Annotated in this window: 22 protein-coding genes and 1 riboswitch; of the genes, 11 read left to right on the top strand and 11 right to left on the bottom strand. The window is 73.2% G+C overall.

Annotated elements, in window-relative coordinates; genetic code table 11:
* Window positions 1-4: 4 nt before the first annotated feature.
* Window positions 5-1,207, bottom strand: coding sequence for a YbdK family carboxylate-amine ligase (locus ACFY7C_RS02425; RefSeq protein WP_389642494.1), 1,203 nt, complete (start codon window positions 1,205-1,207; stop codon window positions 5-7).
* A gap of 67 nt (window positions 1,208-1,274) precedes the next feature.
* Between ACFY7C_RS02425 and ACFY7C_RS02420 the strand changes: the two genes are divergently transcribed.
* From ACFY7C_RS02420 to ACFY7C_RS02410, 3 genes are all read left to right on the top strand, one after another.
* Window positions 1,275-1,502, top strand: coding sequence for a hypothetical protein (locus tag ACFY7C_RS02420; protein WP_389642491.1), 228 nt, complete (start codon window positions 1,275-1,277; stop codon window positions 1,500-1,502).
* A gap of 263 nt (window positions 1,503-1,765) precedes the next feature.
* Complete coding sequence (gene ctaD, locus ACFY7C_RS02415; RefSeq protein ID WP_389645893.1) at window positions 1,766-3,403, top strand: cytochrome c oxidase subunit I; 1,638 nt, start codon at window positions 1,766-1,768, stop codon at window positions 3,401-3,403.
* Window positions 3,400-3,798: a cytochrome c oxidase subunit 4 gene (locus tag ACFY7C_RS02410; RefSeq protein ID WP_389642488.1), complete on the top strand. Its 399-nt coding sequence runs from the start codon at window positions 3,400-3,402 to the stop codon at window positions 3,796-3,798. The genes ctaD and ACFY7C_RS02410 overlap by 4 nt, the downstream gene beginning before the upstream one ends.
* Before the next feature lie 34 nt (window positions 3,799-3,832).
* On the opposite strand, the gene ACFY7C_RS02405 is transcribed toward ACFY7C_RS02410, so the two are convergent.
* Together ACFY7C_RS02405 and ACFY7C_RS02400 are read right to left on the bottom strand one after the other, a co-directional pair.
* The gene (locus ACFY7C_RS02405; protein ID WP_389642486.1) at window positions 3,833-5,467 is read right to left on the bottom strand and encodes a cytochrome bc complex cytochrome b subunit; all 1,635 of its coding nucleotides are present in this window, start codon (window positions 5,465-5,467) and stop codon (window positions 3,833-3,835) included.
* 281 nt (window positions 5,468-5,748) lie between these two features.
* The gene (locus ACFY7C_RS02400) at window positions 5,749-7,221 is read right to left on the bottom strand and encodes an aminotransferase class I/II-fold pyridoxal phosphate-dependent enzyme (protein ID WP_389642483.1); all 1,473 of its coding nucleotides are present in this window, start codon (window positions 7,219-7,221) and stop codon (window positions 5,749-5,751) included.
* A gap of 193 nt (window positions 7,222-7,414) precedes the next feature.
* On the opposite strand from ACFY7C_RS02400, the gene ACFY7C_RS02395 reads away from it, so the two are divergent.
* From ACFY7C_RS02395 to ACFY7C_RS02380, 4 genes are all read left to right on the top strand, one after another.
* Window positions 7,415-8,263 carry an SDR family oxidoreductase gene (locus ACFY7C_RS02395; protein WP_389642480.1) on the top strand — a complete coding sequence of 283 codons (849 nt, stop codon included), beginning with the start codon at window positions 7,415-7,417 and terminating at the stop codon, window positions 8,261-8,263.
* A 133-nt stretch (window positions 8,264-8,396) separates the two neighbouring features.
* On the top strand, window positions 8,397-8,816 hold the full coding sequence (locus tag ACFY7C_RS02390) for a CBS domain-containing protein (protein WP_389642477.1): 420 nt from the start codon (window positions 8,397-8,399) through the stop codon (window positions 8,814-8,816).
* A gap of 243 nt (window positions 8,817-9,059) precedes the next feature.
* Entirely contained in the window at window positions 9,060-9,533 is a 474-nt protein-coding gene (locus tag ACFY7C_RS02385; protein ID WP_389642475.1) for a universal stress protein, read from the top strand.
* Window positions 9,530-9,949, top strand: coding sequence for a DUF6213 family protein (locus tag ACFY7C_RS02380; RefSeq protein ID WP_389642472.1), 420 nt, complete (start codon window positions 9,530-9,532; stop codon window positions 9,947-9,949). Before ACFY7C_RS02385 ends, ACFY7C_RS02380 begins: the two co-directional genes overlap by 4 nt.
* A 7-nt stretch (window positions 9,950-9,956) precedes the next feature.
* Here the strand turns inward: ACFY7C_RS02380 and ACFY7C_RS02375 are convergent, their stop codons facing one another.
* Window positions 9,957-10,706, bottom strand: coding sequence for a class E sortase (locus ACFY7C_RS02375; protein WP_389642470.1), 750 nt, complete (start codon window positions 10,704-10,706; stop codon window positions 9,957-9,959).
* 406 nt (window positions 10,707-11,112) lie between these two features.
* Window positions 11,113-11,302, top strand: a riboswitch (cyclic di-AMP (ydaO/yuaA leader).
* A gap of 4 nt (window positions 11,303-11,306) precedes the next feature.
* Here ACFY7C_RS02375 and ACFY7C_RS02370 point away from each other — a divergent pair.
* On the top strand, window positions 11,307-12,140 hold the full coding sequence (locus ACFY7C_RS02370) for a transglycosylase SLT domain-containing protein (protein ID WP_389642467.1): 834 nt from the start codon (window positions 11,307-11,309) through the stop codon (window positions 12,138-12,140).
* 93 nt (window positions 12,141-12,233) lie between these two features.
* On the opposite strand, the gene ACFY7C_RS02365 is transcribed toward ACFY7C_RS02370, so the two are convergent.
* The 6 genes from ACFY7C_RS02365 to ACFY7C_RS02340 form a co-directional block, all read right to left on the bottom strand.
* A complete protein-coding gene (locus ACFY7C_RS02365) occupies window positions 12,234-12,596 on the bottom strand; it encodes a hypothetical protein (protein ID WP_389642464.1) in 363 nt (120 codons plus the stop codon).
* Between the two features lie 12 nt (window positions 12,597-12,608).
* Window positions 12,609-13,178 carry a hemerythrin domain-containing protein gene (locus ACFY7C_RS02360; protein ID WP_389642461.1) on the bottom strand — a complete coding sequence of 190 codons (570 nt, stop codon included), beginning with the start codon at window positions 13,176-13,178 and terminating at the stop codon, window positions 12,609-12,611.
* Between the two features lie 191 nt (window positions 13,179-13,369).
* Window positions 13,370-14,011 (bottom strand): endonuclease, encoded by a 642-nt coding sequence (locus tag ACFY7C_RS02355; RefSeq protein WP_389642458.1) that lies wholly within the window; start codon window positions 14,009-14,011, stop codon window positions 13,370-13,372.
* 807 nt (window positions 14,012-14,818) lie between these two features.
* Entirely contained in the window at window positions 14,819-15,436 is a 618-nt protein-coding gene (locus tag ACFY7C_RS02350; RefSeq protein ID WP_389642455.1) for a histidine phosphatase family protein, read from the bottom strand.
* A gap of 162 nt (window positions 15,437-15,598) precedes the next feature.
* Complete coding sequence (locus ACFY7C_RS02345) at window positions 15,599-16,498, bottom strand: ketose-bisphosphate aldolase (protein WP_389642453.1); 900 nt, start codon at window positions 16,496-16,498, stop codon at window positions 15,599-15,601.
* 67 nt (window positions 16,499-16,565) lie between these two features.
* Window positions 16,566-17,504: an SIS domain-containing protein gene (locus ACFY7C_RS02340; protein WP_389645890.1), complete on the bottom strand. Its 939-nt coding sequence runs from the start codon at window positions 17,502-17,504 to the stop codon at window positions 16,566-16,568.
* A gap of 231 nt (window positions 17,505-17,735) precedes the next feature.
* On the opposite strand from ACFY7C_RS02340, the gene ACFY7C_RS02335 reads away from it, so the two are divergent.
* The 3 genes from ACFY7C_RS02335 (at window position 17,736) to ACFY7C_RS02325 (ending at window position 23,108) form a co-directional block, all read left to right on the top strand.
* Window positions 17,736-18,578, top strand: a complete 843-nt coding sequence (locus ACFY7C_RS02335; RefSeq protein WP_389642449.1) for an alpha/beta fold hydrolase — start codon at window positions 17,736-17,738, stop codon at window positions 18,576-18,578.
* A gap of 347 nt (window positions 18,579-18,925) precedes the next feature.
* Entirely contained in the window at window positions 18,926-22,111 is a 3,186-nt protein-coding gene (locus ACFY7C_RS02330; protein WP_389642446.1) for a TIM-barrel domain-containing protein, read from the top strand.
* Window positions 22,112-22,310: 199 nt separating this feature from the next.
* Entirely contained in the window at window positions 22,311-23,108 is a 798-nt protein-coding gene (locus ACFY7C_RS02325; protein WP_389642444.1) for a polysaccharide deacetylase family protein, read from the top strand.
* Here ACFY7C_RS02325 and ACFY7C_RS02320 read toward each other — a convergent pair.
* On the bottom strand, window positions 23,080-23,349 hold the full coding sequence (locus ACFY7C_RS02320) for a ferredoxin (RefSeq protein ID WP_389642442.1): 270 nt from the start codon (window positions 23,347-23,349) through the stop codon (window positions 23,080-23,082). The two genes, ACFY7C_RS02325 and ACFY7C_RS02320, sit on opposite strands and share 29 nt — an antisense overlap.
* Window positions 23,350-23,355 lie beyond the last annotated feature (6 nt).

The raw sequence follows: 23,355 nt of genomic DNA, 5'->3' as shown, positions 1-23,355 counted from the left end.
GACGTCAGCCCCGAGAGCCCTGGTCCTGCGCGGCCTCCGTCTCCGGCTCCGTCTCGCTCTGCGTCACCAGTCGGCGCACCACCCCCTTCAGCCCGGCCTCCCGGGCCGCCTCCCGCTGCGCGTCCGCTCCGCTACCGCCGGCCACGAGACGCCGTACGTGGGACTCGACCGGTTCCAGGTCACCCGCCGCCTCCAGGGGCTCACGCACCCGCGTCACCAACCGGAGGGCCGACTCGCCGGCCGGGCCGGTCACGCCGTCCCGCGCGGCCTGCCAGCAGGCGGCCCGCAACTCCTCCGCGCCGAGCCGGGGGCCCGGATCGCCGCGCGTGACCTCGCGGTCGGCGGCCGTCACCATGGCCCGTGCCAGCGCCGCCAGGCGGACGGCGGTCTCCAGGTCGGCGGAGACGTCCGGGCAGCGGATCTCCACGGTCGGCAGCCGCGGGTTCGGGCGCACGTCCCAGAACGGCATCGCCGGATCGAGCATCGCCTCCGTGGCCGTGACGGCCTCGGCCCGTCGGTCCCACTCCGCGAGCGACTCCGCGTACGGCGGCGGCCCCAGGCACGGGAAGCGCTGGCGGATCACGGTCCGCCAGCTTGCGTAGCCGGTGTCGCGACCCTCGTGGTACGGCGAGTTCGCGCTCAGGGCCACCAGCGCCGGCAGCAGGGGCCTGAGGTGGTTGCCGACGAGCACCGCGCGCGCGGGATCCGGGCAGTGGACGTGCACGTGCTGGGCGCAGACCGCGAAGTCGCGCATCATCGAGCGGTACTGCGCGAGGCCGGCCCGGTAGCGCGGGTGATCGCCGATCGCGTCCGTGGCCGCCCGGCCGAGCACCGGCGTGCCGGAGGCGCACAGTCGCAGGCCCTCGGCGCGCGCGGCACGGGCGGCGGCGCGTCGCACCGCCCCGAGCTCCGCGCGCAGCTCCGCCAGGCTCGTGCAGGGCGGGGTGCGCCCCTCGATCTGGTAGCGGGTGAACTCGCCGGTGAGGGTGTCGGCGAAGCCGTCCTCCGAGCGGGCGCGGGCCAGCACCCGCCCGGCGGCGTCGCTGATCCGCCCGGAGCCGGGTTCGACGAGGAAGTACTCCTCCTCGACGCCGAAGGTCGGCACCTCCGGCATCACCCGTCCGGCGTCACCCCCACCGTTCACGCTCTCGTCGGTGCCCGCGTCCGTGTTCACCCCCGTGCCCATGCCCACGGGCCCGGGAGGCATGCCCCGGGCTTCGCGGGGGAGACGCGGAAGGACAGACCGAGCCGACCCCGACAACGAGGAGGCGGTCATGAGTGATCCGCAGAGCCGCGCGCAGCGACACGGCGGGAGGAGCGCGGCCACGCCGAAGGACCTCGCCGAGCTCAAGGCCAGGCAGGCCCACAAGGACGACGAGAAGGCGCCGGGCGCGGAGCACCGCGACGACCGCCGGGACCGGGGCGGCCGGGCCGCACGGGCGGAGAAGGGAGTCGCCCCGGACGGCGGCATCCCCACCGGCCATCGCCCCGACGAGCCCTGACCCGAACCGCTCACCCCCTCACCCCCTCACCCCCTCGCCGCGACGCCGGCGAGGGGGTGAGGGGGTGAATTACGGGCGCGTCGACGCCTGGCACCGGACGTGGCGCCGCGTTCGGCGGAAGGATCGCGACACGGGCCTTCCGAACGACACACTGGGGTGCACGACGAATGCGGCGGGACAGCGTGGTGCCGGACGGCGACGCGACGACGCGGCCCGGGACACCGGCCACGGACGACCGGCGGGTGCGGTCCGGGGTGCGGCTGATGGGCCTGCTGACGACCACCGACCACAAGGTCGTCGGCTACCTCTACATGGTCACGGCGTTCGCGTTCTTCCTCTTCGCCGGCCTGCTCGCCCTGCTGATGCGGGCCGAGCTGGCCCGGCCGGGACTGTCCCTGGTCAGCGCCGAGCAGTACAACCAGCTGTTCACCGTGCACGGCACGGTGATGATGCTGCTCTTCGCCACCCCCATGTTCGCCGGCTTCGCCAACGCCGTCATGCCCCTGCAGATCGGCGCCCCCGACGTGGCCTTCCCCCGCCTCAACGCCCTGACCTACTGGCTCTTCCTCCTCGGCGGGCTGATGGTGATCTCCGGCCTCGTCGTGCCGGGCGGCGCCGCGTCCTTCGGCTGGTTCGCGTACGCGCCCCTGAACGGCCCGGTCTTCTCGCCCGGCACGGGCGGTGACCTGTGGACCATGGGGCTTGTCCTGTCGGGCGTCGGCACCACCCTGACCTCGGTCAACTTCGTCGCCACGATCGTGTGCCTGCGGGCCCCGGGCATGACGATGTTCCGGATGCCGATCTTCACCTGGAACGTGCTGCTGACCTCCGTCCTCGCCCTGCTCGCCTTCCCCGTGCTCACCGCGGCGCTCCTCGCCCTCGAAGCGGACCGGAAGTTCGGCGCCCACACCTTCGACGCGGCCTCCGGCGGCGCCCTGCTGTGGCAGCACCTGTTCTGGTTCTTCGGACACCCGGAGGTCTACATCGTCGCGCTGCCGTTCTTCGGGGTGATCTCCGAGATCATCCCGGTGTTCAGCAGGAAGCCCCTCTTCGGCTACGTCGGGATGGTCGGGGCGACCATCGGCATCACCATGCTGTCCGCCGTCGTGTGGGCCCACCACATGTTCGCGACCGGGGCCGTGCTGCTGCCGTTCTTCTCCCTGATGTCGTTCCTCATCGCCGTGCCGACGGGCGTCAAGTTCTTCAACTGGATCGGCACCATGTGGCACGGCAGCCTGTCCTTCGAGACCCCGATGCTGTTCGCGTTCGGATTCCTCGTCACCTTCCTCCTCGGCGGCCTCAGCGGAGTGCTGATCGCCTCGCCCCCGCTGGACCTGAACCTCACCGACTCCTCCTTCATCGTGGCGCACCTGCACTACGTGCTCTTCGGAACGGTGGTCTTCGCGATGTTCGCCGGCTTCTACTTCTGGTGGCCCAAGTGGACCGGCCGCATGCTCGACGAGCGCCTCGGCGCCGTCCACTTCTGGACCCTCTTCGTCGGCTTCCAGGTCACCTTCCTGGTGCAGCACTGGCTGGGGCAGGGCGGCATGCCACGGCGCTACGCCGACTACCTGGCGGCCGACGGGTTCACCCTCCTCAACACGATCTCGTCGATCGGCTCCTTCCTGCTGGGCCTGTCGACGCTGCCGTTCCTCTTCAACGTCGCGCGCACCCGTGCCCGGGGAGGCACGGTCGGCGTGGACGACCCCTGGGGCCACGGCAGGTCGCTGGAGTGGGCCACCTCGTGCCCGCCGCCGCGCCACAACTTCGTCGCCCTGCCCCGCGTACGGTCCGACTCGCCGGCCTTCGACCTGCACCACCCGGAGTTCCCGGCGCCCACCCAGACCCGGGCGGAACCGGTGGCCCGGGCCGAACGGGAGGGACGGGGGCAGCGGCGATGAGGACCGAGTCGGTGGTGTTCGCGGGCACGGCGGGGTTCTTCCTCGTGGTGGACGTGCTGTACGCGGTGTGGGCGCGCGAGCCCGCCGGGACCGCCGCGCTGACCGTGGCCTTCCTGATGGCGCTGCTGGTGAGCTTCTTCTTCGCCCGCAACCACCGTCTGAACGGCGAACGGCCCGAGGACCGCAGGGACGGCGAGGTCCGGGAGCGGTACGGTTCCCTCGGCCTCTTCCCGCCGCACAGCCGCTGGCCCGTGCTCACGGCCGTCGGGGCGGCCGTCCTCGCGCTCGGCGTGGTGTACGGGCTGTGGCTCGCCCTGCTCGGCCTCGGCGTCCTGGCGGCGGGCGTGGGCGGCCTGGTGTTCCAGTACGCGGCGGAGGACGACGAGGGGCGGTGAGCCGTACGGGCCGACGGGGACGGTCCCGGCGGGGTCAGTCCCGGCGGGGCGGCGCCGTGCGCTCGGAAACGGCGGCCCGCTCCTTCTCCGCGGCCGGCAGCTCCACCCGGTCGGCGAGGAGGAACCGGCTGAGGGCGGCCCGCAACCGCAGACGGCGGGGGACAGGGCCTCCCTCCGGCGGCGCCTGCGGCTCCAGGGGTTCCGGCACCTCGCGCATCAGCAGGCGGTAGCGCACACCGGCCGGTACGGGCCGGTGACGGCCGGAGAGACGGCCCTGCACCTCCTGGAAGACCTCGCGGGTCTCCTCGCCCTCGGTCAGCCGGCGGCGGTCCGCCGCCTGCAGGGCGAGGCAGACGCGCTTGGTGACGGCGAAGGCGAGCACCGGGGCGAGCACCAGCGCCACCCTGAGCAGCCAGGTGATCGTCTCGATCGAGACCCGGAAGACGAAGGCGATGAGGTCGTTGCCGCCGGCCAGCAGCAGCACGGCGTAGAAGGTGATGCCGGCCACGCCGAGACCGGTGCGGGCGGGGCGGTTTCGCGGCCGGTCGCAGAGGTGGTGCTCCGCGCGGTCCCCCGACGCCCACTTCTCGATGAAGGGATAGCAGAGCAGCCCGGTGAACAGGACCCCCGGCAGGACGAGGGTCGGCACGAAGACGTTCCACATGATCGTGTGGCCCGCCACCACGGTGTCCCACGCCGGCATCAGCCGCATCGCGCCCTCCAGGAAGCCGACGTACCAGTCGGGCTGGGATCCGGCCGAGACCTGGTCGGGGCGGTAGGGGCCGTAATTCCATACGGGGTTGATCTGGGCCACGGCGGACATGACCGTCAACACCCCGAAGACCAGCAGGAACAGGCCCGTGGACTTGGTGGCGAAGTGCGGGACCATCGGCTGGCCCACCGCGTTCCGGTTGGTCCGGCCGGGCACCGCCCAGTGGGTGTGCTTGAGGTAGAACACCAGCAGCAGATGCAGCGTCACCAGGGCGACGAGCAGCCCCGGGACCAGCAGGACGTGGAGCACGTACAGCCGGGGAATGACCACATGACCGGGGAACTCGCCGCCGAACACGGCCATTTCCAGATAGGTGCCGACCAGCGGCACGGATCCCATGATGGTGGCCGCCGTGCGCAGGCCCGTGCCGGAGAGGAGGTCGTCCGGCAGGGAGTAGCCGGCGAAGCCCTCCAGGAGCGCGAGGATGAACAGGGTCACGCCCAGCACCCAGTTCGCCTCCCGCGGCTTGCGGAAGGCCCCCGTGAAGAAGACCCGCAGCATGTGCACGGCGATGGCGGCCACGAACACCAGCGCCGCCCAGTGGTGGACCTGCCGGATCAGCAGGCCGCCGCGCACCTCGAAGCTGAGGTGCAGGGTCGTGGCGTACGCCTGGGTCATCCGCTGCCCCCGCAGCGGCCGGTAGGGCCCGGTGTAGGTGCTCTCCACCATGCTCGGGTCGAAGAACAGGGTGAGGTACACACCGGTCAGCAGCAGGACGACGAACGAGTAGAGGGCGATCTCCCCGAGCAGGAACGACCAGTGGTCGGGGAACGCCTTGCGCAGGGCACCACGCGCGAGCTCGGCGAGCGGGAGCCGGCCGTCGGCCGCGTCGAACCCGCGGACGGCCGCGTCCTTCGCCCGCGCGTTCCAGCGGTTCCGGTGCCTGCGAAGGAACATGCGCGTCTCCACGTATTCTGGCGGTCCGCCGACGATCCGCCGCTTCACGCGTCTTCCTGCCGCGCGCGCGGCCTCCGCGGCGGCCGCCCTGCCGACCCTGCCGCCCCGCCGCGCGTCGGCGGGCCGGGCGCGCCGGACATTGGGCCGGGCGGGGGAAAAGTCGGCACGGCCGCCGTCCCGGGCACGGCCACGGCCGTCCCCGTGTGGGAACGGCCGTCTGGGCAGTGCGCGTGTGGGCGCCCGAGGGCGCGCGCCGTCTTCGCATGTCCTCGGTCCCCGGGTCAGCCCTCGCGGGCCACCACCCGGAAGGTCTCCAGGGACGGATCGGCGGCGTCGGGAATCAGCAGGCCGTGCGCGACGCCGCTGCGCAGGTAGTCCACCACCTCGGCGGTGATCACCTCACCCGGCGTCACCACCGGTACGCCCGGAGGGTACGGGCTGATCGTCTCGGCCGAGATCCGGCCCACCACGTCCTTCGCCGGTACGTGGTCCACCGGCCCGAAGAACGCGTCCCTCGGCCGCCGGGCCTGCTCCAGCTCCAGCGCCCGGGGCTCCGGAAGCCGCACCGTCGGCCGGGGGGCGAGCGGACCGGTCCGGTCGGCCTCGGCGAGCGCCTGCAGCGCGTCCACCAGCACGCGCTCGGTCGTGTCGTCGTCCGCGTGGGTGATCGCCACGTTGATACGGCAGGAGTCGGAACCGCCCACGTCGACATGGCGCTCCCGGCGGAGCCACTCCGCCGCCTGCATGCCGCTGATGCCGAGACCCCGTACATCGATCACGATCTTGAGCGGGTCGAACTCGGCCGCGAGCCCGGCCTCCACCACCTCCCCGCCCATCGGCGCGAGCCCCGGCAGACCGGCCGCCGCCTTCCGCACCCGGTCCGCCCGCCGCAGCGCGCCGTCGAGGAGCTCCCGCCCCTGCTCGACCATCTGCCGGCGCCAGCCGTCGAGCGTCGCGTACACCAGCGAGGAGGCACTCGTCGTGCCGAGCAGGTCCTCCCGCTGCTTGAGGACCTCGGGCGACACCCGGTCGTGCTGGAGGTGGAAGACCGAACTCTGCTCGATCGCCCCGCCCATCTTGTGGACGCTCGTGACCACCAGATCGGCACCCGCGTCGATGCCCCACACCGGCAGCTCGGGATGGAAGGGCAGATGGGCGCCCCACGCCTCGTCGACGATCAGCGGCACACCGGCGGCGTGACACGCCTCCGCCACGCCCCGCACATCGGCGCAGGTGCCCCAGTCGGTGGGCGTGATCAGCAGCATGCCCTTGGCGTCCGGGTGCTCCTCGAGCCGCGCGCGTACGTCGTCGGGCTCCGGAGGATGGGCCAGATGCCGGTCCGCGTCGAACTTCGGGTGCACCCAGATGGGCTCGACCCCGTTCACGATCACGGCCGCGATCACGGACTTGTGCGCGTTCCGCGACAGCAGCAGCTTCTCGCCCGGGCCCGCGACGGCCAGCATCGCGGTCTTCACGGACAGGGAGCTTCCGCAGGTCGAGAAGAAGGCCCGCTCCGCGCCGACCGCGTCGGCCATCAGCTCCTGGGCGTGGTCCAGCACGCCCTGCGACTCGCGCCGGTCGTCGAGACCGTTCAGCAGCAGCACGTCCGACCGGAAGACGTCCTGCCCCACGACGTCGGTGACCCGGGGATCGGCGCCCCGCCCCTGTTTGTGCCCCGGCGGTCCGAAGACGATGTCCCCCCGGCGTCGGAAGTCCTCCAGTGCTTCGAGTACCGGTGCACGCGAGTGATCCATGGCTCCTCCGGGTCGTCCGGCCGTTCTGTCTGAGCGCGCCGCACGGGCGCGTGGCACGCCTGCCCCGGACGATTCCGGCGAAACGGGCCGCCGACGGGCATGAAACGCGCCGCCGTGGGCAGCGGCGCCCTGCGATCCGGAGGACCGGCTTCCCTCGACCGAGGGCCGGAGTCCCACGACCGAGGAAGGCGTCATGAACAACAGTCCGTCGACCCCCTCAGCCCCGTCGGCCCCGTCCACGCCGTCGAGCCTCACCCCGAGGACCGCCGTCGTCACGGGTGCCGACTCCGGCATCGGCCGGGCCACGGCCGTCCGGCTCGCCGCGTCCGGCATGGACGTCGGCCTCACCTGGCACAAGGACCTGCGCGGCGCCGAGGAGACCGCCGACGAGGTGCGCGCCCAGGGCCGGGAGGCGTACGTCGAGCACCTCGACCTGACGCTGCTGCCGGACGCCGCCGAGGTCGTCGACGCGCTCGCCGAGCGGCTGGGCGGCATCGACGTCCTCGTGAACAACGCCGGTACGGGCACGTCGACGCCGTTCCTCGAACTCGACCCCGCCACGGTCCGCGAGGTCATCGACGTGGACCTGGTCGGCCCGCTGCTGTGCGGGCAGCGCGCCGCACGGCGGATGATCCGCCAGGGCCGCGGGGGCCGCATCGTGAACGTGACGTCGGTGCACGAGCACCAGCCGCGGGTCGGCGCGGCCCCGTACTGCGCCGCCAAGGGCGGTCTCGGCCTCCTGACCCAGGTCATGGCCCTGGAGCTGGCCGAGCACGGCATCACGGTCAACGCGGTCGCCCCGGGCGAGATCGCGACTCCCATGACCGGGCAGGAGGACACCGACGTCACCACCGAGTCCCGCCCGGGCGTTCCGCTCGGCCGCCCGGGCGACGCCCGCGAGGTCGCCGCGGTCATCGCCTTCCTCGCCGGCCCGGACGCCTCGTACGTCACCGGCGCCTCCTGGGCCGTGGACGGCGGCATGCTGCGGATGGGGCCGATGGCGGGCTCGCACCTGCGGGACGACGCCTGGCGCAGCGGCTGACGGCCGGTGGTGCAGGGAGCCCGGCGGTGGTCGACGCGCGGCGGCCGACGCGCGTGGCGTCGCACGCGTATCGCCCCGGTGGCCGGGTAGCCGGTCCCATGGGACAACCGGCTGCCCGGCAGCAGGAGGAGACATGACCCAGTCCGTACGCGATGTCATGACCGGCCATCCCGTCACCGTCGGCACCCTGACGTCCGTCGCGGAGGCGGCGCGCGTGATGCGCGACGCCGACATCGGGGACGTCCTCGTCGTCGACGGCGACACGCTGCGCGGCATCGTGACCGACCGCGACCTCGTCGTCCGCGCGATGGCGGAGGGCAGGGACCCGGCGGACACGACGGTCCAGTCGGTGTGCAGCGAGCGGCCCGTCACCGTGGCACCCGACGAGGGCATCGACCGCGCGGTGGGCCTCATGCGCGAACACGCCCTGCGACGCCTGCCCGTCACCGAGGAGGGCCGGCTTGTCGGCATCGTCACGCTGGGCGACCTCGCCATCGAGAAGGACCCGAGCTCGGCGCTCGCGGACATCTCGTCCGCCGAGGGCACCACATGAGCGGTGGGCCCGGCACCCGGGCCGACCCGTACCGAGGAGGCGAGACACCGTGACGCACACCCTGCCCACGGCCCGTCCGACGACGGGGCCGCCCACCCAGCCCTTCCCCCGCGATCCGACCGAGCCGCACCCGGCGCCGCCGACCCGCCCCTTCCCGCCCGACCCGCAGGCCCCCCGGCCGGCCCCCCATCCCGCCCCCAGGCCCGAACCACCGGCCCCGGACCGAACAAGGAGGTCATGGTCATGGTCATGGACGAGGGCACGGCCATGAACGACACCGGGGGACGGAGCGCCCGCGTGGTCGTGGGCCTCGACGGCTCACCGTCCTCGTACGGGGCGCTGCGATGGGCGGCCCGGCACGCACGGCTGATCGGCGCCACGCTGGAGGTCGTGGCGGCCTACGACGTGCCCGGGGCGGTGGGGCGCTCCGCGCCGGCGGTGTCCGCCGCCTTCGACGAGGAGGCGGCCCGAAGGGCCCTGGCGGACGAGATCCGTACGGTGCTCATCCCGGTCGGCGAGGTGCCGGTGGCCGAGCACGTGGTCCGCGGCCGGCCGGCCGAGGCGCTGATCGACGCCTCGGCCGGCGCCGAGCTGCTGGTCGTCGGCAGCCGGGGCCGGGGCGGCTTCGCCGGCCTGCTGCTCGGCTCGGTCAGCCAGCAGTGTGTCGCACACGCCTCGTGCCCGGTCGTCGTCGTCCGCCCGGAGGTCGCCTCGTGAACGCGCCCACGTCCTTCATCGTCCTCGCCGACGGCCACCTCCTGGTCCCCGCCGACCAGATGACCGGGCTGCTGCGCCGCGTCGCGGCGGGCTGGCTGCAGGCCACCGATCAGGGGTACGAGGACCACGACCCCGCGACGGTCCTGTCCTTGGCGACCGGGCTCATGGAGATCGCCGACCAGATCGACGCCGAGTGCATCGGGCTCATGCCGCTCAGTGAAGCGGACGCGGAAAGTGACGCGGACAGCGGTGCGAAGACCGGCCCGGAGGGGCGCGCGGACGCCGCCCCTGACGACGGCGCCCCTGACGACGCCGCCCCTGACGACGCCGATCCTGACGACGCCGGCCCGGCCTCGGGCCCGGGGGGTGCGGGCCCGGGAGAGGCGGGCATCGGGGAGAACCCGCCGGCGGACTGAGGTCACCTCACGCCGGGCGGACCGAGACCAGCACGCCGATCTTGTCGATGCGGTGCTCGGGGTTCCCCAGGGCGTCCCGCCAGAAGTTGCCGGCCGCGTCGTCCTCAGGGGTCGCGCAGGTGGAGAGCGTGATCATCGCGCGGGTGGGCTTCTCGCCGGGGGAGCCGGGGACGGCGGCGCGCTGCTCGGCGAGGGAGCGGGCCGAGCGGAAGGAGGTCGTGCGGGTCTCGGTGATCCGGTACTCGTACACCTCGCGGCCGGCCGTCACGAACACCCGGTCGCCCACGTCGACGGCCGGCAGGTCGCGCATCGGTCCGCCGGCCGAGAGGCGGTGCGCCGTCACCTGGTAGTTGCCGATGTCGCCGGGGCCGACGCCGCCGCGCTGCCCGTACGGGCTCGCGGCGATGCCCCGGTCCTGTATGCGGGTGCCGGCCCGGTCGTCGGTCTTCCCCTCGTAGGGCACGACCCGCAGGTCCCTCACGCCGATCGAGGGGATGTCCAGGTCGGCGGGCCGAGGCCGGGCCTCGGGTGAGGGGGTGGGGGGTGGTGTGGGAGGGGGCGCGGGCGCCGTCTGCGGCGGGGGAGCGGGACGGTCGGGCGGCCCGGAGGTGGGCGCCGGAGCGGGCGTCGTCCCCTCGGTGCCCCGGTCCGAGGCGGGGGCACAGCCGGCGAGCACGCCGCCGGCCGTCGCGACGACGGCCGCGAGGGTCGCGACGACCCGGCGGGCCCTGCGGGAACGGGCGCGCGAACGGTCCATGATCATCCGTCGGGGCCCGGGAGGGCGAGGTGCCGCCCGAAAGGCACCCGACACCTCCACGCTACGCGCTGCCGCCCCCGAGAGCGCGGGCTGGCCGCAGGGGCAAATCGGATGATGTCGGCTTATTCATCTGCAATACCGGAATGGCGAGTGGAATCCCGCAAGGGCTGTATTTCACACGTAAAAGGCTGCTGTCGCGACCGGGGTGATCTGAATCACGGGTGGGGAGGTGTGCCGCCGCACCCGGGGGCTGGCGAGACGTCAAACTCGGGTGTGGGGAAAAGGATTGGCGGAACGGGGGTGAGAGGTCCGGATGATCCTTTTCCGTGATCGTCGAGAACTATTTGCTTTGCTTAATTTCCGTCTTGTTCTCGCGCTTTGTCTTCGCATACGGTCACCCGGCAACCGGTCGGAAACGCCGAATCCTGCCACCGCCCGGCAACCGCACTCACGACCCTTCCGGCAGGAGCGGGGGACCCAGGTTCTCCGCCGTGTCCGGCCCCTCGGACACGGCTCGGGGTGAAGTCGCGCGCACCGCGGCCGGGCATCTCCTGCCCGAACCCGACAGCTCACCTCGCAGGCGAAGGAGAGGAACTCGCCATGCGTGGACACGGGAAGCACCGTCGCCCCAAGAACACCCCGCTCGCCCGTGGCCTCGCCGCCGCCGGCCTCACGGGCAGCGCCGCACTCGCCCTCCCGCTCGTCGGAGCGACGGGTGCCGGAGCGGTCACCCCGCAGGGAACGCCTTCCGTCGCAGTCGAAAAGGCAGTGACCGTTCAGGTGGCCGCGAAGGCCGGTCCTGTGAAGTATTCCGTGGTCCGCGGCGACTCGCTTTCGAAGATCGCTCACGCCTACTCGGTGCAGGGCGGCTGGAAGAAGCTCTACCGCGACAACCGGGCCGCCGTCGGCGACAACCCGAGCCTCATCCGGCCCGGTCTGAAGCTCAGCGTCGACGCGAAGTCCGCACCGCGCACCGAGGCGAAGCGCAAGCAGGCCAAGCCCGCGCAGGCCGAGCGCACGGCGGCGACCAAGCGCTCGTCGAGCCAGGGCGCGGCGGCCGCCCGCCCCGCCGCGGCGGTCAAGGCCGCGGCCCCGGCGAAGGCCGCCACGTACGGCGACAACCTCGACGGCTGGATCCGTGAGTCCCTGGACGTCATGGCCCGCAACGGCATCCCCGGCAGCTACGACGGCATCTACCGCAACATCATGCGCGAGTCCTCGGGCAACCCCCAGGCCATCAACAACTGGGACTCCAACGCCGCCGCCGGCACCCCCTCCAAGGGGCTGCTCCAGGTGATCGACCCCACCTTCCGCGCCTACCACGTGGCCGGCACGCCCTTCGACCCGTACGACCCCGTCGCCAACATCACCGCGGCCTGCAACTACGCGGCCGACCGCTACGGCTCCATCGACAACGTCTTCGGCGCCTACTGAGCCGAGCGTCCCGACACGACAGGCCGCGCCCGCCTTCCGGTGGGCGCGGCCTGCCGCGTCCGGTCGGCCCCGTCCGGGGCGTGGCGGCTCAGGTCACGGGCGGGACAGGCGGCCGGCCTTCCACCAGGCGACCAGCCAGGCCGTCTCCTTCGCCGCGTCCATCAGATAGGCGGGGCTGATCCGCCGGCGGGGCACGTAGACGAGGTCCACGGCCAGGAAGGTGAGGGCGGTTCCGACGCCCGTACGCCGGGCGTGGCGCATGCCCTCGGGGGAGTTCGCCGCCCGCAGCATCCCGATCCCGGCGGCGGCCAGCAGGCCGGCCGAGGTCTTCTGCAGCCAGTCGTCCGTCTTGCGGCCGTAGACCCGCTCGAAGGTCCTCAGCGACACCAGCGGCCAGAGACCGCCGACGAGGTTGAAGAGCCCCTGGCCGCGGGCCACCGCCACCGGTGTGACCATGACCGCCTCCGCTCAGCCGCGCCGCAGCGCGTCCTTGGCCCGGTCCAGCATCGCCGCGAACGGGCCGACGGTCCACTGGGCGGCCGTCGAGCCGGCGGTCCTGGGATGCGGATGCGTGGGGGCCATGCGCTCGGCGGCGCGCAGCCGGCGTCCCATCGAACGGCGGGCGTCGATGTCGCACCGCGCGCGGATGCTCGGGAACTCCTCCTGTTCCTCGTGCCGCGCGTGGTCCTCCACGGCGCGCTGGAAGGCCTTGAGACGGGCGTCGAACTCCGCGCTGTGCACGTCGAGATGCTCCAGCTCCGCCAGTTCCTTGTTGGCCTGCGACTCCTCCTCGTTGCGGGCCTCGGCCTCCTCCTTGCCGGCCACCCGCTTGGCGACCGGCCGCAGGATCATCTCCTCGGCGCTCTCGTGTACGGCGAGCAGGGCGCGCAGCTCGTCGAAGCACTGCTGCTTGGCGTCGCCTTCCGAGTCCAGCGTCTCGGCGAAGAGCTGCCGGATCCGGTCGTGCTGCTCCAGCAGCTGCTCCAGGATGTCGTCCTCGGGCTCGACCGCGCGGGGCGAACCGCTCGTCATGCTCATGACCCCTCCTTCGGAGTGGCGATCGGATGGAGACCACTCCCGTTCCCGGACGTCCTCTACGTCCTTGCCGGGAGTCCGTCGTCGTTGTCCCCGCGTCTAGCCCGTCGCCGCCGCGCCAAACCCCGCCCTCCGCCGCCCCCGGGCCCGTCCGGACCGGTGGATTGCGCACGCCCGCCCGGGCCGGTCCGGCCTCAGGCGGCGGCTCGCGACCGCGCCGCGGACCCGCCCGCCAGGCCGGCACGCACCAGGGCGGCCGCCAGCCTGGCCACCTCCTCCGACGGCACGTGCCGCGCGAGGCCGGCCGGCGTGTGCGGGAGTCCGAGGGCCTCGGCGGTCGCGAGGGAACGCTCGTCGAAGAACGGACGCAGCTCCGGCCACACGGCCTGGACCTCGCGGCAGAAGATGTCGGCGCCGACCGGTCCGATCCTCGGCACCTCCCGCAGCAGTGAACGCAGTGCGTCCCTGTCGCCTCCCGCCTCCTCCCGGAGTCCGCGGAGATCGCCGCCGAAGCGGTCGAGGACCAGTTCGGCGCCCTCACCGAGCGCCGTCGCCGTGCTCTCGTCGTAACGGACGTAGTGCGCCCGGCCGAGGGCGTCCACACGCTGCCGCCAGGCGGAGTCCGCCATGGCCCTGGGCGTGCGCAGGCCCGCCGAGAACAGCTCCCGCGCGGCCGCCGTGGCCGTACCGGCACTGATCCGGACGGAGGCCAGCACGGTGAGGACCAGCAGCTGGTAGAGCGGGGCGGGCTTGTCGCGCAGAGTGATGCCGGCCTCGTCCGCGAAGGTGCGTCCGTGCGTGCCCAGCAGCTTGTCGATGGTCTCGGAGGTTCGCATGACAGTCGCTCCTTCCGCTCCGCAGCGCCCCGTCTGGTCTGGTCCGCAGCGCCCGGACGTGGATCGCCTGCCGGGCCGGCGTCTCACGATCCTGCCGGGCGTTCACGGATGACCTCGTCCGGTCGTTTTCATCGCGCAGTCCGAGGAACTGCGGATGGCGCAGCCGTCCGGCGCGCGTCCACCCCGCGAATCGATCCGCGCGACCAGCCGCGGCCGAACCCGCACCGCCGAAGGCTCACGGACCTCGTCCACGAACGGGCAGGCGTCCTGGCGGAGCCCGTCGAGCCCCGCGGTCGGCGCGGGGTGGCGGTGGCGTACCCGGTGCCGACCTCGCCCGCGTGGCGCAGCCGGCCCTCCTCCTGGTGACCGACGAGCGCACCGCGCCGACGGGCCAGCCGGATCGGGTTCGGCGTCCGCCGAAGGCGCGCGAAGTCGGTGCGGCCGCGGGACAGCGCGACGATCTCGCCGTCGACGGCGAAGTCCCGGCGCTCCTGAGCTTCAGCGGCCTGCCGGTCCGGGAGATCAGGCGGACCTCGGCCCCTTGGCGGACGGCGAGGACCTGGTCGCCGTCGAACGAGCGCCGGTCGCTCAGCGTGGCCGCATGGGGTTTCGCGGGTGGCGCGGTCCCGGACGCAGCAGCCGCCGCTGTCCCGGCCCAGCCGGTCGAGGAGTCCGCCCATCGCTTCCTGCCCTCCGGTGCCCCGGCCTGTCGGTCTCCGGCTCTTCCGGACGGCGTCTGCCCCGACGACGGGCGGTCACGCCACACCTCCGCCATGGCCCCGGCGCCGCCGCGGGACGGGACTCGTGTCAGGGAGTTGCGCCGGTACGGGGCAGGGGGCGCTGGTTCCAGCCGGCGACGACCGGGAGGCCGTGCTCGGTCGAGAGCCGCCCGACGGTCGCCGTCTTCAGGAGGAAGAGCCGCCCGTCGGCAGGCGGAAGGCCGAGGTAGCGGGCGGTGAGCACCCGCAGCAGATGGCCATGCGCGACCACCACGCCGTCCTCCGCCGAGCCCGTGAGCAGGGGCGCGATCCGGCGCAGGACCCGGTCGGCCCGGCGCCCCACGTCCCTCGCGGTCTCTCCGGGCCGCCCGTCCGGATGCGCGGGAACGCCGTCGCGCCACAGCGACCAGTCCGGCCGGCCCTCGTGGATCCGGGCCGTGGTCAGGCCCTCGTACCCGCCGTAGTCCCACTCGGCCAGGTCCTCGTCCGTCCGCGCGCCGGACAGCCCCGCCAGGTCCGCCGTGTGCCGGGCCCGCCGCAGCGGGCTGGTCAGGACGAAGGAGAGGGCGCGCCCCTCGAAGTACGGGGCGAGCGTGCGAGCCTCGGTCTCACCGGCCGGAGTGAGCGGCAGATCGGTGCGCCCGGTGTGCCGTCCGGTGGCGCTCCACTCCGTCTCACCGTGACGGATCAGGAGGAGATCACCCATGGCCGCGCCGCTCCCTTCGCAGGCGCCTCGCAGGCACCGGATCCGGAAGCCTCACCGTACCCGGGCGGGAACGAGGATGCCGTGAGCGCGGCCGAGCCCCGAGCCCCGAGCCCCGGGGCCGGGCCCCGCGCCCCCGGCACCCGAGGCCCCGGGCCCCGGGCCTCAGGCAGAGGTGCGCTGGATCCGGTCCGCGGTCCGCTGGACCGGGTTCGCCGCGGGCCGGACGACCGGGGCGTTGAGGACCGTGAGCAGGCGGGCGACCTCATGGCCCATGGCGGTCCGGCCGGGGGCGAGATAGCGCCGGGTGTCGACCATGCCCGGATTCTCGGCGAGCGCGTACCGGACGGCGGTGGTGAAGACGCGGTTGAGATGCGTGGCTATGTTGATCTTGGTCATGCCGTGCTCGACCGCCCGGGTCAGGTGCTCGTCGGCCACCCCTGAGGAGCCGTGCAGGACGAGCGGGACGGGCACGGCCGCGCGCAGCGCGCGGATCAGGGCGAAGTCGAGCACGGCGTCACGGGTGAGCATCGTGTGGGAGGTGCCGACGGCCACCGCCAGCGCGTCCACGCCGGTGGCGGCGACGAACGCGACGGCCTCGTCCGGTGACGTCCGCGCGCCCGGGGCGTGCACCCCGTCCTTGCCGCCGACCTCCCCGAGTTCGGCCTCCACCCATACACCGGCGGTGTGACAGCGCGCCACGACCTTCGCGGTGGCGCGTACGTTGTCCTCGTAGTCCAGGGCGGAGGCGTCGAACATCACGGAGGAGAAGCCGAGTTCGACGGCCTGGTCGACCAGAACGGCGTCGGTCGCGTGGTCCAGATGGACGGCGACCGGCACCGGGGCGGCCTCGGCGATGCTCAGCACGGCGGTGGCCAGCGGGGCCAGCGCGCCGTGGTAGCGGACGGCGTTCTCGCTGATCTGCAGGACGACCGGTGAACCGGCCTGGGCGGCGCCGTCGACGACGGCCTCGGCGTGTTCCAGCTGCACGACGTTGAACGCGCCGACGCCGTGCCCGGCGCGGGCCGCGGGCGTGACGACGGCGCCGGTTCCTACCAGCGGCATGGGAACTCTCCTTGCTCGGCGGGGCGATGGTGGGGGAACGGACGCCGGTCGCCGGCCCGTCGCACCGTCACGACCCGGCCGGGGCGGGGGCCGGGGAGCCGGACGGGGCGTCCGCCGAGGCGTCCGTCGGGCCGTGGCCGTCGTCCAGGACCACCGAGCGGGTGAGCCCCTGCGGCCGGTCCGGGTCGAGGCCCCGCCGCTCGGCGAGGGCCACCGCGAGCCGCTGAGCGCGGACGAGGTCGGCCAGCGGGTCGAGCTCCGCGTGCGACAGGGTCGCCCCGGTGGCACGGACCTGGGCCGGCAGCCCGGCCGGCGGCCGGCCGAAGAACCAGACGACGCTGTTCGGGCCGGCGATGCTGATGGGCCCGTGCCGGTACTCCATCGCCGCGTACGACTCGGTCCAGGCGTTGGACGCCTCGCGCAGCTTCAGGGCGGCCTCGTTCGCCAGCCCGATCGTCCAGCCGGTGCCGAGGAAGGTGAACTGGTTCGCCTCCAGGGCTCCTTGGGGCAGCTCGGCGTGCAGGGCCCGTTCCGCCTGCTCGGGCAGGTCCGCGGGCGCGAGGCCCAGCCGGCCGCGCAGCAGTGCCAGGCAGGTGGTGGCGAACCGGGTCTGGACGACCGACCGTTCGTCGGCGAAGGACAGGTCCACCACGGTCCCCGCCACCTCGCCGATCGGCGTGGCGAGGTCGCCCGTGACGGCGGTGGTGGGGACGTCGCCGGTGCGCCGCAGCGCGTCCAGCACCTCGGTGGTGGTGCCGGAGCGGCTGATGGCGAGCACCCGGTCGTAGCGCCGTGCCGCGGGGAACTCGGAGGCCGCGAACGCGTCGGTCTCGCCGCGCCCGGCCGCCTCGCGCAGTACCGCGTAGGCCTGTGCGATGTAGAGCGAGGTGCCGCAGCCGATGACCGCCACCCGCTCCCCGGTCTCCGGAAGCCCCGCCGGATCCATCTCCAGTGCCCGGCGCCAGCACTCCGGCTGACTGGCGATCTCCTTGCCGACATGGGTCATGGTGCGTGCCTCCTGCGAGGTGATCGAGGCGCTTGCAGCGCGCATGCTCGAAGATGCTCCATGTATAGCTGTTGCGCGCAGGAATGAGCAAGAGAGGGGTGTGGGCGATCAAGAGCCCGACCGGCGGCTCGATGGCGGCCTCGCCGCGATGAGTGCGTCGCGATGAGTTCGGAGGGCGGATCGGGTCTGCCCTGGCATGACCCGCGGCAAACGACGTCCCGAGGTGACCCGATGACCACTGTCCGCGCCAACGAGATCGCCCTGGGCGTCGAGTCGTTCGGCGACGAGGACGCGCCACTCGTCCTGCTCGCGGGCGGGACGACGATGCTCTCCTGGCCCGACGCGCTGTGCGAGCGCCTCGCCGCCGGCGGGCGCCGAGTGGTGCGCGACGACCTGCGCGACAGCGGGGAGTCGACGACGACGGATCCTGAGGCGCCCGCCTACACCCTGCGCGACCTCGCCGCCGACGCGGCGGCCCTCGTCGACGTGCTCGGTGGAGGGCCCGCGCACCTCGCGGGGATCGGGGTCGGCGGAATGGTCGCCCAGGTGGCCGCGCTCGACCATCCGGGCGCGTTCTCGGCGCTCACCCTGGTCGGCACCCGCGCGGTCGCCCCCGGGCCGACCGACGCCGACCTCCCCGGCCATGACCAGGCGACCATGCGCCGGCTTTTCGCGCGTCCCGTGCCCGACTGGACGGACCGCGAGGCGGTTGCGGAGTTCGCCGCTGCCGGCGCGGAGATCCTCGGCGACGACCCCGTCGCCGCACGTGCGGTCGCCGCGCGCATTTGGGACCGCACGCCCGGAGCCGCGCCCCCGGTCCAGAGGGCCAACCAGCTGGGGGTGGTGTTCTCCAGGCTCGACTGCGGACCCCGCTGGCGCGACCGCCTGTCCGAGATCGCGGTCCCCGCGCTCGTCGTCCACGGCCGCCGCAACCGGTTCTTCCCCGTCGGCAACGGCGAGGCGATCGCGCGCGAGATCCCCGGGGTGCGGCTGCTCGTCCTCGACGAGGCCGCCACCGCGCTCCCCGACGCGGCGGTCGCCGAGGTCGCCGAGGCGATGCTCACGCTCGGATAGCGGAAAGCGGATAAAGGACGGCGGATAAAGGACGGCGGATTGCGGACGGCGGATGGCGGGCGCGGCGCACGGACAGCGGGCGGCGGGCGCCGCACGGGTCCGGCCTTCACGGAACGGTGGACGTCGACGCCCGGGCCGGCCCAGCCCTCCCGCTTCCCCTCGTCCGATCTGCGGCCGCCAGCCCACGCCCTGCGCTTTCCTGTCTGCTCTTGCGCGGAGTTGATTCAATGACGCAGATATCGCGCACTTGACGTCACCTCTCGGCCCTGCTCTCATGGCGCGAGCACCACGGTCATGTACATGGCGGCGAGTGCTCGAGGCGCTCGCCCGGCCGAAAGGCGGCTGTGATGGAACGACGTACGCGACGGGCCCGCAGGCGAAGGCCCGACAGAGGCGGCGGGCGGCTCACCGTGCTGGGGCTCGTCGCGGCCCTGGTCGCCGCGCTGCTCTCCCTCGGCGGCCCGGTCGCCCCGGCGTCGGCGGCGAGCGCCGGCAACGCCACCGGCGTCACCCGGTCGGGCAACACCTTCACGATCAGCACCTCCACGGCGGCGAAGGCCCGGGTCGTCGTCGCCCGCCAGGACATCTTCCGGATCTGGCTGTCCCCCCGCGGCACCTTCACCGACGACCCGGCCGGCAACGCGCTCGCGATCGACACCGACTTCGGCGCCGTGACCGCGAGCGTCGCGGACGCCGGCGCGTACTACCGGATCAGCACGCCGGCCATGAACATCCGGGTCAACAAGTCTCCGCTGCGGTTCTCCGTCTACCGGGCCGACAACACCACCCTCGTCTGGCAGGAGGCCCAACCGCTCTCCTGGACCGGCTCCCAGACCAGCCAGTACCTGGCCCAGGGCGCCGACGAGCAGTTCTACGGCACGGGCCTGCGGCTCGGCGAGTGGGCGCTGCGCGGCAAGACCGTGCCCGTCTCCGTCTCCAACACCTGGAAGGAGAACACCAACGCCAGCCCGGCCCCCTTCTACATGTCGACCAACGGCTACGGCGTGATGCGCAACACCTGGGCCCCCGGCTCGTACAGCTTCAACGCGCCCGGCACCTTCACCCACGACGAGAGCCGCTTCGATGCCTGGTACTTCGTCGCCGACTCCCTCAAGGGTGTGCTCGACGCGTACACGGACGTCAGCGGCAAGCCGTTCCTGGCACCCATGTGGGGCTTCGAGCTCGGCAACGCCGACTGCTGGAACGCCTCCAACCCCGACTACAACGGCGACCACAACCGGCCGCGCCACCAGACCACCCCCGACGTCGTCGGATACGCCGACGACGCCCGCGCCGCAGACATGCCCTCCGGCTGGTTCCTTCCCAACGACGGCTACGGCTGCGGCTACACCGCCCCCCTCAAGAGCACCGTCGACGCGCTGAAGGCCCGCGGCTTCCAGACCGGTTTGTGGACCTCGACCGGCCTCGCGAACATCGGCCAGGAGGTCGGCACCGCCGGCACCCGCGGAGTCAAGACCGACGTCGCGTGGATCGGATCCGGCTACAAATACGCCTTCGACGGCGTCCAGCAGGCCGTGGACGGCATCGAGAAGAACTCCGACGCCCGCCGCTACGTGTGGACCGTCGACGGCTGGGCCGGCACCCAGCGCAACGCCGTCGTCTGGACCGGCGACACCTCCGGCACCTGGGACGCCATGCGCTGGCACGTCCCCGCCATCGCGGGCGCGGGCCTGTCCGGCTTCAACTACGCCTCTGGTGACGTCGACGGCATCTTCGGCGGCAGCCCCAAGACCTACGTCCGCGACCTGCAGTGGAAGGCGTTCACCCCGGCCTTCATGACCATGTCGGGCTGGGGCCCCACCAACCCCTCGGCCGGCTACCAGGACAAGCAGCCCTGGCGGTTCCCCGACCCGTACCTCTCCATCAACCGCAAGTACCTCAAGCTCAAGATGCGGCTGATGCCCTACCTGTACTCGATGAGCCGCGTCGCCCACGAGACCGGCGTGCCCTCCACCCGGGCCATGGTGCTCGAACACCCGGACGACCCGGTAGCGCGCGGCAATCTGACCAGCGGCCAGTTCATGTCCGGCGACTCCTTCCTGGTCGCGCCCGTCGTCGCGGACACCGCCACCCGCGACGGCATCTACCTGCCGGCCGGCACCTGGACCGACTACTGGACCGGGAAGACGTACAGCGGCCCGGGCTGGCTCAACGGCTACTCCGCCCCGCTCGACACCCTGCCCCTCTTCGTCAAGGGCGGCGGCATCGTGCCCATGTGGCCGCAGATGAACCACACCGGTGAGAAGCCGGTGTCCACCCTCACCTACGACATCCACCCGCGCGGCTCCTCCACCTTCACCCTCTACGAGGACGACGGCCTCACCCGCCGGCACCAGACCGGCGCCTACGCCAAGCAGAAGGTCGACGTCACCGCCCCGGCCTCCGGTACGGGCGAGGTGCGCATCGCCGTCGGCGCGAGCACCGGTACGTACGACGGCAAGCCGGCCTCCCGCGGCTACGAGTTCACCGTCCACGCGGCCGCCGCACCGACCGGCGTCACCGTCGACGGCACCGCCCTGCCCGCCCTGAGCTCCAAGAGCGCGTACGACACCGCTGCCACCGGCTGGTACTTCGACCCGGCCGACCGCTCCGGCACGCTCTGGATCAAAACAGGCTCGAAGTCCGGAGCCTTCACGGTCACCGCCGCCGGCGTGACGCTGCTCCCCGCCGCTCCCGTCTCGGGCACCTCCGGCACGCCGATCCCGAAGACCGGCTGGAAGGTCGTCCGCGCCGACAGCGAGGAGACCACCGCCGAGAACGGGGCCGCAGCCAACGCCATCGACGGCGACCCGGCCACCCGGTGGCACACCGCCTACTCCGGCACGACCGCGCCGCTGCCGCACGAGATCCAGATCGACCTCGGCGCCCGGTACGACATCGACGGCGTCCGCTACCTCCCCCGCCAGGACGGCGGCGTCAACGGCCGTGTCGGTGCGTACGAGGTGTACGTGTCGGACACGACGAGCGACTGGGGCAGCCCCGTCGGCACGGGCACCTTCGCCGACACCGCGGCGGAGAAGACGGTCGCCACGGCTGCCAAACGGGGCCGCTATCTGAAGCTGAGGGCCCTGACGGAGGCCGGCGGCCGGGGCCCTTGGACCAGTGCGGCCGAGATCTCCGCCCTGGGCAGGGCGGTTCCGCTCCCGGCCGACGCGACCCTGGTCAACGGAGCGTCCGGCAGCTGCGTCGACCTGCCGTACAGCGCGACCACGCCGGGCACCGAGCCCACCCTGTACACCTGCCACGGCGGGGCGAACCAGCGGTGGACGTTCACCTCCGCAGGGACGCTCACCGGCAAGGACGGCGTCTGCCTCGACGGCTCCGGCGCCACGGTCACCGTCCGGGCCTGCGACGGCTCGGCGCCCCAGAAGTGGCAGCTCGGCCCCGAGCTCTCGGTGACGAGCGGCGGCCGCTGCCTCGCCCCGATCCGCTCCGGTACGGCCAACGGCACCAAGCTGGAGCTCGCCGCCTGCACCGGGGGAGCGGCCCAGCGCTGGACCCCCACGGCCTGACGCCCGCGACCGCCCGACCGCTACGCGCACCGTCCACCGTCCCCTTCGCCGGCCGGGCCCCAAGCCCGGCCGGCGAAGGGCGTCATGACGCGCACGCGCAGATGACGACACGTCAAGGGGCCGATCGAGTGAAACCTTCCCGGGGTGTTTCCCGTCCTCCGGTGGAGAGACGGTCGAGAACCTGCGGGGAGTGGCATCCATGGGGCTGAAGGGCAAGTACACCGCGCACATAGCCGTGGCGGCTTCGGCGGTCGGACTCGGCGTCGCGGTCTGGGGCGCCGCGGTGCTGATGGACACCGGGGCCGCCGCCGGGAACACGGTGAAGCGCACGGAGCACGCCCCCGTGGAACGTGCCGAGGAACCGACGCGGGTGCCCGAGGTGAAGGTGCCCGAGAGCATCGCGCACGCCGCCGAGAAGGGCGGGAACGCCGTGAACATCACCATCGACGACGGCCCCGACCCCCGGTGGACCCCCAAGGTGCTCGACATCCTCAAGGAGCACGACGTCAAGGCCGTCTTCTGCATGGTCGGCCCGCAGGCCGAGAGGCACCCCGACCTCGTCAGGCGGGTGGTCGCGGACGGCCACCGGCTCTGCGACCACACCGTCACCCACGACACCGCCATGGACAAGAAGTCCGTCGCCTACCAGAAGCAGCAGATCCTCGAGGGGAAGAAGATGATCGAGGCCGCCGCCGGGGGAGCGAAGGTCGAGTACTACCGGGCGCCCGGCGGAGCGTTCACCCCGGACAGCCGGCGGATCGCCGCCGCGGCGGGGATGCGGCCGCTCGGCTGGAACGTGGACACGAAGGACTTCGACCGGCCGGGAACGGCCGCCATCGTCCACACGGTCAAGTCCGAGCTGTCCAACGGGCCGACGATCCTCTTCCACGACGGCGGCGGCGACCGTCGGCAGACCGTCGCCGCCCTGCGCCAGGTGCTGCCCTGGCTGAAGGAGCAGGGGCGCTCCTTCAGCTTTCCCGTACGGACGACCCCCTGACGACCCTGCCCTCCGCGCCGCCCTCGGGTGACGCGGAGGAGGAGCCCTGCTCGATGAGGGAGATGGCGGCGGCCGGGCAGACCCCGGCGGCGACGCGGACCGCCGGACGCCGGTCCTCGGCCGGGCTGGGGTCGAGGAGGACGACGAGTCCCTCGTCCTCGTCCTGGTCGAAGACGGCGGGCGCGGTGAGGGCGCACATTCCGGCACCGAGGCAGCGGTGGCGGTCGACATGGACGTCCATCGCCGC

The organism is Streptomyces sp. NPDC012769, assembly GCF_042901205.1.
Lineage (GTDB): Bacteria > Actinomycetota > Actinomycetes > Streptomycetales > Streptomycetaceae > Streptomyces.
This window is presented reverse-complemented; position numbering and strand designations above follow the sequence as displayed.